This is a genomic window from Methylobacterium sp. 285MFTsu5.1 (assembly GCF_000383455.1).
Classification (GTDB): Bacteria; Pseudomonadota; Alphaproteobacteria; order Rhizobiales; family Beijerinckiaceae; genus Methylobacterium.
Genome location: NZ_KB911329.1, coordinates 1 through 8,033, shown reverse-complemented (window position 1 = coordinate 8,033; position 8,033 = coordinate 1). Strand labels below are relative to the sequence as shown.

8 protein-coding genes are annotated in these 8,033 nt (G+C 69.9%); 3 read left to right on the top strand and 5 right to left on the bottom strand.

Annotation, left to right across the window (positions count from 1 at the left end; genetic code table 11):
• Positions 1–1,224 (bottom strand): methyl-accepting chemotaxis protein (locus H288_RS0131360; RefSeq protein ID WP_020096509.1); only part of this gene is annotated, 1,224 nt, incomplete at its 3' end.
• A gap of 477 nt (positions 1,225–1,701) precedes the next feature.
• Between H288_RS0131360 and upp the strand changes: the two genes are divergently transcribed.
• Complete coding sequence (gene upp, locus H288_RS0131355; RefSeq protein ID WP_020096508.1) at positions 1,702–2,337, top strand: uracil phosphoribosyltransferase; 636 nt, start codon at positions 1,702–1,704, stop codon at positions 2,335–2,337.
• A 9-nt stretch (positions 2,338–2,346) separates the two neighbouring features.
• On the opposite strand, the gene H288_RS0131350 is transcribed toward upp, so the two are convergent.
• Genes H288_RS0131350 through kaiC form a run of 4 tightly spaced genes read right to left on the bottom strand, consistent with a single transcriptional unit; the run spans position 2,347 to position 6,438 of the window.
• Entirely contained in the window at positions 2,347–4,098 is a 1,752-nt protein-coding gene (locus H288_RS0131350; protein ID WP_020096507.1) for an ATP-binding protein, read from the bottom strand.
• Complete coding sequence (locus H288_RS0131345; RefSeq protein ID WP_020096506.1) at positions 4,098–4,370, bottom strand: circadian clock KaiB family protein; 273 nt, start codon at positions 4,368–4,370, stop codon at positions 4,098–4,100. The genes H288_RS0131350 and H288_RS0131345 overlap by 1 nt, the downstream gene beginning before the upstream one ends.
• 41 nt (positions 4,371–4,411) lie before the next feature.
• A complete protein-coding gene (locus tag H288_RS0131340) occupies positions 4,412–4,753 on the bottom strand; it encodes a circadian clock KaiB family protein (RefSeq protein WP_020096505.1) in 342 nt (113 codons plus the stop codon).
• Positions 4,750–6,438 (bottom strand): circadian clock protein KaiC, encoded by a 1,689-nt coding sequence (gene kaiC / locus H288_RS0131335; protein ID WP_020096504.1) that lies wholly within the window; start codon positions 6,436–6,438, stop codon positions 4,750–4,752. Before kaiC ends, H288_RS0131340 begins: the two co-directional genes overlap by 4 nt.
• A 247-nt stretch (positions 6,439–6,685) precedes the next feature.
• Between kaiC and H288_RS0131330 the strand changes: the two genes are divergently transcribed.
• Complete coding sequence (locus H288_RS0131330) at positions 6,686–7,312, top strand: DUF938 domain-containing protein (protein WP_020096503.1); 627 nt, start codon at positions 6,686–6,688, stop codon at positions 7,310–7,312.
• 119 nt (positions 7,313–7,431) lie between these two features.
• The coding region (locus tag H288_RS0131325) for an ABC transporter substrate-binding protein (protein WP_020096502.1) at positions 7,432–8,033 on the top strand (602 nt) is incomplete at its 3' end.

Genomic DNA, 8,033 nt, shown 5'->3' with positions numbered 1-8,033 from the left:
CTGACCCGCGATGGTCGAGATCAGCCCGACCACGTCGCCGATCCGCGCCACGGCCTCGCTCAGGTCCCGGACCAGCGCGCCGGTCCGGTCGGCCTCCGCGACCGCCGCCCGCGCGAGGCCGGCCGAGCCGTCGACCTGCCGGCCGATCTCCTGCACGGAGGCGCCGAGTTCCTCGGCCGCCGCCGCCACGGTGCCGACGTTGCTGGCCGCCTCCTCGGCCGCGGCCGCGACGGTGGTCGACTGCCCCGCGGTCTCGGCCGCGGTCTCCGTCATGCCGCGGGCCGTGGCCTGCAGGCCGGCGGCCGCCGTCGAGACCTGCGCGACGATCCCGCCGACGGCGTCGGCGAAGCGGTCGGCGACCTGCCGCATCGCGAGGCTGCGCTGGCGCTCCGCGTCCTGCCGCGCCGCCTCGGCCTCGGCCTCCAGCTGCCGGGTGCGGATCAGGTTGTCCTTGAACACCTGGACGGCCGCCGCCATGGCGCCGATCTCGTCGCGACGGTGTCGGAACGGGACCTCGGTGCCGGCCTCACCCCGCGCCAGCCGGGTCATCGCGGCGGTCATCGCGGCGATCGGCCGCGAGATGTAGAGGAGGCCGAAGATCGCCGCCGCCAGGGCGGACACCAGCGCGAGGCCGATGCTGGCGACGGCCGCGGCGGACGCGGCCTCGACCCGGATCATCGCCGCGTCCGCGTCCTGCTGCGCCGCTTTCTCGTCGTGGTCCGCCAGACGGGCCAGCGCCGCCCGGGCGCCGTCGTACAGTGCCACGACGTCGGGCCGGATCAGCAGCGCGGTCGCCTCCGTCTGCCGCCCCGCCTCCACGAGGCGCCGCACGTCCCGTTCCACCTCCGCGAATCGGGTCCAGGACGCGCCGAACGCGTCGTAGTGCCGCCGCTCCTCGACGGTGGTGATCAGCGGTTCGTAAGCCCGGCGCGCGTCGCGCAGCCGCGCGTGCGTGTTCGCCAGGGCGGCCTCATTGGCGTCCCGGTGCTCCGGTGTATCCGACAGCAGGATGAGCCGGTACTGCTTGATGCGCACCTCGGAGGCCGCCACTTCGATCGCGCCGACCTTCTCGAGGGAGGGCACCCAGTCCCTGGCCAGCGCCGTCGCAGCCTGCCCGATCCCGGCCAGCTGACGGAGGGACAGACCGCCCTGCGCCGCGGAGATCAGGGCAAGTCCTGCGAAGAGAAGGGCCAGGATTGCTTTGAGTGGAATGGATGCGCGCATGACGATCCTCGGCCAGATCCGAGTGCGGGACGGTCGCATCGGGCGGTCCGACGCAGGCGACTGCATCTAGCCACTTCAGGATCTCGCGCAACTCGCGCCTTAGAAACATCGTAGAATGATTTTTACTTATGATAATACTCTAGAACCGATAATTTACCGAACAAAGCTACATTATTATATCAAATAAAGGTCAACCGTCGCGCAAGTTCGGGTATCTGTTTCGGCCGAAAATCTCTCTTATCCAGACGAAAGCGTTGACGGCGACGAGACAAGTGACGCTTGTGCCGGACCCGCACGCGACGGTCCGCGCCGACCGAGCTCCCATCCATCCGAGAGGATTCCGCGCCCGGCCGCGATGCCTACCCGAGTCCTCACGCACCTCCGTCGATCCGGCCTTCCGCCGGGATCACCGGGACGAGTTGCACCCCGGCCTTCGCTCCTGCATTGCTCCTCAACCGCAAGGGGAGGGTTCGGGGCATGTCGACGGCTCGGGTCACCGTGGTCGATCACCCGCTGGTGCAGCACAAGCTGACCCATCTGCGGGACAAGAACCGCTCGACCAAGGGCTTCCGGCAGATCCTCAACGAGATCGGGATGCTGCTGGCCTACGAGGTGACCCGTGACCTCCCGCTGGAGCCCGTCACCATCGAGACGCCCCTCCAGCCGATGCAGGGGCAGCAGATCCAGGGCAAGAAGCTGGTGCTCGCGCCGATCCTCCGCGCCGGAGTGGGCTTTCTCGACGGCATGCTGTCGCTGGTGCCGTCGGCCCGCGTCGCGCATATCGGGCTCTACCGGGATCCCGAGACGCTGGAAGCCGTGGAGTACTACTTCAAGGCGCCGTCCGATCTGGCCGACCGGACGGTGCTGGTGCTGGATCCGATGCTGGCGACCGCCAACTCGGCGATCGCGGCCCTCGACCGCCTCAAGGCCCGGGGCGCCTCCGACCTCCGCTTCGTCTGCCTGCTGGCGGCGCCGGAGGGCCTTGCCAAGTTCCAGGCCGCCCATCCGGACGTGCCGGTCTGGACCGCGGCGATCGACAGCCACCTGAACGACCACGGCTACATCGTCCCGGGCCTCGGCGACGCCGGCGACCGGATGTACGGCACCCGCTAGGAGCCGGCCTCAGCGCCGCCGCCGGGCTCCGGCGCGGCCCTTGCCGACGACCTTACGGAGGGTCTGCGAGAGCTGATCCACCGAATAGGGCTTCTGGATCAGGTCGAAGCCGTGGACGCCCTCCTGCGCCAGCACGTGGCTGTAGCCGGAGGTGAGGACCACCGGCAGGTCGGGCAGGCGCCGCTGCAGCTCGCGGGCCAGCGCGATGCCGCCCATGCCGGGCATCACGACGTCGGAGAAGACGGCGTCGAAGCGGAAGGGGATCCTCTCGATCTCGACGAGCGCCTCCTCGGCATTGGTCGCCCAGACGGTCTTGTGCCCGAGATCTTCCAGGATCTGCGTGGCGAAGCGGCCGACCTCGATGTTGTCCTCGACCACCAGCACGCAGAGGCTGGCGCCGTCGAGCCCGCTCTCCTCGCTCCGCGGCGTGACGGACATGTCCGGCGCGTACTCCGCCTGCGGCAGGTAGAGCGTGAAGGTCGTGCCGTGGCCCGGGCTGCTGGACACGTCGACGTCGCCCCCGGACTGCTTGGCGAAGCCGAAGACTTGGGACAGCCCGAGCCCGGTGCCCTTGCCGATGTCCTTGGTGGTGAAGAACGGTTCGAAGATGCGCGGCAGCACGTCGGACGGAATGCCGATGCCGGTGTCGGACAGCGACACCGCCGCGAAGGTGCTGCGCGACCCCGCGTGACCGCGGATCGCCGGCATCGGCCGGTCGCCGGATAGCTTCAGGGTGAGGGTGCCCTCACCGCCCATCGCGTCGCGGGCGTTCACCGCCATGTTGATCAGCGCGGTCTCGAACTGGCTGAGGTCGGCGCGGATGTAGCAGGGGGTGGCGGGGATTTCGGCCAGAACGCTGATGCGCGCTCCGGTGACCGAATCCAGCATCTCCGCCACGGCCCGCAGCGAGGCGCCCACCTCGAAAACCTCGGGCCGGAGGGCCTGACGGCGCGCGAAGGCCAGGAGCTGGCCGGTCAGCTTGGCGGCGCGGTCGACCGTGTCGGAGATGGCCTCGACGTAACGGCGACGGCGCTCCTCCGGCAGGTCCGGGCGCTTGAGCAGGTCGGTGGAGGATTTGATCACCGTCAGCAGGTTGTTGAAGTCGTGGGCGACGCCGCCGGTCAGCTGCCCCACCGCTTCGAGCTTCTGCGACTGCCGCAGCGCCTCCTCCACGCGCTCGCGCTCGGCGCTCTCGGACTGGAGTTTGGCATGAGCCTCCGCCAACGCCTGCATACTGCGTCGCTGCTCGGTCAGGTCCGTCAGGATCCCGCAGAGGAGCGGCTGATCGCCCTGGCAGGCGAAGCGGCTGAGCGACAGGAAGGTCGCGCTCTCCGATCCCGCCGCGTGCAGCGCGATCTCCTCGCGGACGGGCCCGTCCATCGCGTGCCGGATCAGGCGCCCGAGGTCGACATCCGCGTGGACGAAATTCCGGAGCGCGCGGCCGGTCAGGCGCTCCTGCGGCTCGCCGAGCATCTCGGCCAGCCGCCGGTTGCAGTAGAGCAGCGTCCCGTCCAGCGCCAACGTGAACGCGCCTTCCTGCATCTGCTCGATTAGCGCCCGGTAGGGCAGGTCCGCGTTCTCGAGCGTGTAGACGAGGCGCTCGTGGTTCGGGCCCTCCACCACGACGGCGTCGAAATCGCCCCGGCGGATGGCCGCGAGGGTCTCCTCGCTCTCCTCCAGCCGCGCCTCGAGCTCGCGGATATGGGCGCGATAGGCGTCGAGCCCGGGCTCGTCGCCGGGCAGCAGAGCGTCCACACCCATCAGAGCGGCTCCGCGGCGGACGCGATCTCGAGACTGCGCAGCACGCGGCCCTCATCCAGGAGGTCGCCCGAGAGGCGCCGTTCCGGCCCCGGCGCCAGTCTCAGGAGTGTGGGCGCGGCGAGGATCCCGTCGCGCTCGGCAAGGTCGGGCTGCTGATAGATGTCGACGATCTCCAGCTCGTAGCGGCCCGGGAAGTGGGCCTCGCAGATGCGGCGCAGCACTTCGACCGCGCGCAGCGAGCGCGACGCGGTTCCGGCCACGAACAGCCGCAACCGGACGTGCTCCGCGTCCGTCGGAGACGAGGCGGCCGCGTTCAAGGCCGGTCGGCCTTGGGACGGATGTCGAGGCCGACCAGAACCTTCTCGGTGTTCGACAGGTCGCCGATGATCCGCTTGAGCGGCGACGGCAGCCGGCGCACGAGGGTCGGGATCGCGAGGATCTGATCGCCGGCGGCGAGCTGAGGGTTCTTCATGAGGTCGATGACCTCGATGTCGTAATGGCCGGCCAGGTGCTCCTCGCAGAACCGCTTCAGGTTGCTCAGGGCAGCGAGAGACTTGGCCGTCTGCCCGGCGACGTAGAGGCGCAGGTGATAGTGGCCGGCATCGCGGTCGGGATCCGTCTCGGGTGCTTGGTCGTCCGATGTCGTATCGCTCATTCCGCGGCACTCCGTCGTGCGCTCAACGCCTGCTGCTCCGCCGCGAGCGTGACGCCCCGCGCCGCGTCCTCGGTACGCAGGCTCTCCTCCTCGTCCACGGCCGCCTCGAGACCGGCCCTGAGCTCCTCGATCTGACGCTCCAAGGCGGAGCGTCGGCGCGCCATATCTCGGAGCCGGCGCTCGGTCGCGTCCCGGTGCTGCAGCGCGGCCGCGCGTTCCTGAGCCTCCTGAACCAGGCGCGCGGTGCCGGTGAGAACACCTGAAGGACCAATATAGGCATCCACCAACTGGATCCCGTCCGACGACATCAGAAATTCGCGGATCTGGTTGGAGTGGCTCATACCCCGCGCCTTGATGACGTAGAGGGTCCGCGTCCGCTCGCCGTTCGCCTCCATGTTCTGGAGCTTGATCCAGGCATCCATCAGGGAGGACACGCCGAGATCGTTGTCCTCGATCAGGGAGCCGTCGCCGCGGAGGGTCGTGAAGATCGCCGTGATGCCGCGGGTCTTGATCAGGTCGATCATGCGCAGGAGCGTCGCCTGCAGCTCGCCCGACGACCCGCGCAGGGCCGAGATCGGGTCGAGCACCACCACGTCCGGCCGGAACTGGTCGAGGTCGCGGTGCATCCGCGCGAGATGCGTCTCCAGACCGAACAGGCTCGGCCGCGCGGCCTCGAAGCGGAGGCGGCCGCTCGCCACGTGCGCGGCGAGGTCGAGCCCGATCGAGCGCGCGTTGCGGATGATCTGGGCACCGCTCTCCTCGAACACGAAGGCCATGCAGCGCTCGCCGCGCCGGCAGGCCGCGTCGAGGATCGAGGCGGCGAGCATGCTCTTCCCGGTCCCGGCCTCGCCGGAGATCAGGATCCCGGAGCCGCGATGGAAGCCCCGCGGCCCCAGCATGGCGTCGAGCCCGGCGATCCCCGTCGAGAGGATGCCGTCGGGCACCCCGTAGACGAGATCCGCCGAGGTCACCGGCAGGACGCTGATCCCCGCGTGATCGATCAGGAACGGGTACTCGTTGGTGCCGTGGGCGGAGCCTCGATACTTGACGACGCGCAACCGTCGCGTGGTGATCTGGTCCTCGACGCGGTTGTCGAGCAGCACGACGCAGTCGGAGACGTACTCCTCCAGGCCCTGGCGGGTGAGCGGCCCGTCGCCGCGCTCGCCCGTGATGATCGCGGTCAGGCCGCGATCCTTGATCCAGCCGAACAGGCGGCGCAGCTCGGCGCGGAGCAGGGTCGGATCGGTGAAGCCCGCGAACAGCGTCTCGATCGTGTCGAGGACGACGCGCTTGGCCCCGATCGAGTCCACCGCGAAGCCGAGGCGGATGAACAGGCCCTCGAGGTCGTACTCTCCGGTCTCCTCGATCTCGCTCCGCTCCACGCGCACGTGGTCGATGGCGAGATGGCCCGCGGCGACGAGACCGTCGAGGTCGTAGCCGAGCGACGCGACGTTCGCCGCCAGATCCTCGGCCCGCTCCTCGAAGCTCATGAACACGCCGGGCTGGCCGTAGAGCGTCGCGCCGTTGACCAAAAAGGTCGTGGCGAACAGCGTCTTGCCGCAGCCCGCGGCGCCGCAGATGAGCGTCGGCCGCCCAGCCGGCAGACCGCCATGGGTCAGGTCGTCGAAACCGGTGATGCCGGTCGCGACCTTGGGTAGTGTCCGGGCGGCTTGCGGGTCGGGCACGATGGGCGAATCCCTGGACGTCTCGGAGGACGGCAAGTCCGGAAGTGGGGCGGCGCTCTCAACCCTGCCGGGCCGATCGGGACGGTTCGCACCGCGAGAGACGCGGAGGCTGGCGCGAACAGCGCATCGAACGGGCGGAACACCGGTGGAATGCGGTATGGCAACGGGTCCGCCCGCGCAATATGGGTGCGTGACGCGTCCGGCCGCCATCCCGTCGACGGACTGCGCAGACCGATGGAGGGCCTCCATGCTCGGCTGGGACGTCGACGTCAACGAGGCCCTGACGGCGCCGGCCGTCGCGCGCAACCGCGACGCGATCCTGGCCGTGCTCCGCGAGATCCTGCCCGACAGCGGCACCGTTCTGGAGATCGCCAGCGGCTCCGGTGAGCACGCGGTTCACGTCGCCGCGGCCCTGCCTGGCCTGGACTGGCTGCCGAGCGATCCCGAACCCGCCGCCCGGCGCAGCATCGCCGCGCACGCGCTCCGGGCCGGGCTCGCCAATATCCGGCCGCCGCTCGCGCTCGACGCCGCCGCCGCGGCGTGGCCCGTCGAGCGGGTCGACGGGATCGTGTGCATCAACATGATCCACATCGCGCCCTGGGCCGCCACCGAGGGCTTGATGGCCGGCGCCGGACGCGTCCTGAGCGCGGGCGGCGTCCTGTTCCTGTACGGGCCGTTCCGCGAGGCGGACCGGCCGTTCGCGGAGAGCAACGCCGCCTTCGACGCCTCCTTACGCGCGCGGGATCCCGCCTGGGGCGTGCGGGACCTCGACGCCGTCGCGGCGGAAGCGACCCGGCACGGGCTCAGCCTGGTCCGGCGCGTGGCCATGCCCGCCAACAATCTGAGCCTGATCTTCGGCCGGGCGGACAGGTGAGCGCCCGTCTGTCACGGCTTTCCGCATCTGCACACTGTATTCAAGCATCCGCGTGCTGCACTATCCTGTCCTGAACCCGATGCGGCGGCAAAAGCCGCACGGGCCGCAGGAGGAAGCCCATGCCGATGGAACGCAGCGTCTCGAGCCGGGCCCTCGCCCTGCTCGCAGTGGCCGGATTACTGGGATCGACACAGGCGCGGGCCGCGGATCCCATCAGGATCGGGGTGATCGCCGAGGCGCAGTCGGTGGTCGGGGCCTCGATCCCGCAGGCCGTCCAGCTCGCCGCCGACGAGATCAACGCCCAGGGCGGCGTCGACGGGCGCCAGATCCAGGTCGTCACCTACGACGACAAGTCCTCGGCCTCCGACGCGGTCCGAGCCTTCCAGCGGGCGGTCTCCGAGGACAAGGTCAACCTCGTCATCGCCAGCTACATCTCGGAGGTCGTGCTGGCGCTGATGCCCTGGGCGGCCCGGCTCAAGACGCCGATGATCACGCCCGGCGCGGCCTCGAACGAGATCAGCGCCGCGGTCCACAAGGACTACGCGCGCAACAAGTACACCTTCCATGGCTACCTGACCTCGGCGGCGCTCGCCCAGTCCATCTGCGATTCCACCAAGGACATGCTGATCGACCTGATGAAGGTGAAGACCGCCGCGATCATGAGCGAGGACGCGGCCTGGACCCGGCCGCTCGACGTCGGCTACGAGAAGTGCCTGCCCGA

Excerpts from the sequence above, each read along its gene's own strand:
- upp (WP_020096508.1), top strand. The coding sequence starts at position 1,702 with ATGTCGACGGCTCGGGTCACCGTGGTCGATCACCCGCTGGTGCAGCAC.
- H288_RS0131350 (WP_020096507.1), bottom strand. The coding sequence starts at position 4,098 with ATGGGTGTGGACGCTCTGCTGCCCGGCGACGAGCCCGGGCTCGACGCC.
- H288_RS0131340 (WP_020096505.1), bottom strand. The coding sequence starts at position 4,753 with ATGAGCGATACGACATCGGACGACCAAGCACCCGAGACGGATCCCGAC.
- H288_RS0131330 (WP_020096503.1), top strand. The coding sequence starts at position 6,686 with ATGCTCGGCTGGGACGTCGACGTCAACGAGGCCCTGACGGCGCCGGCC.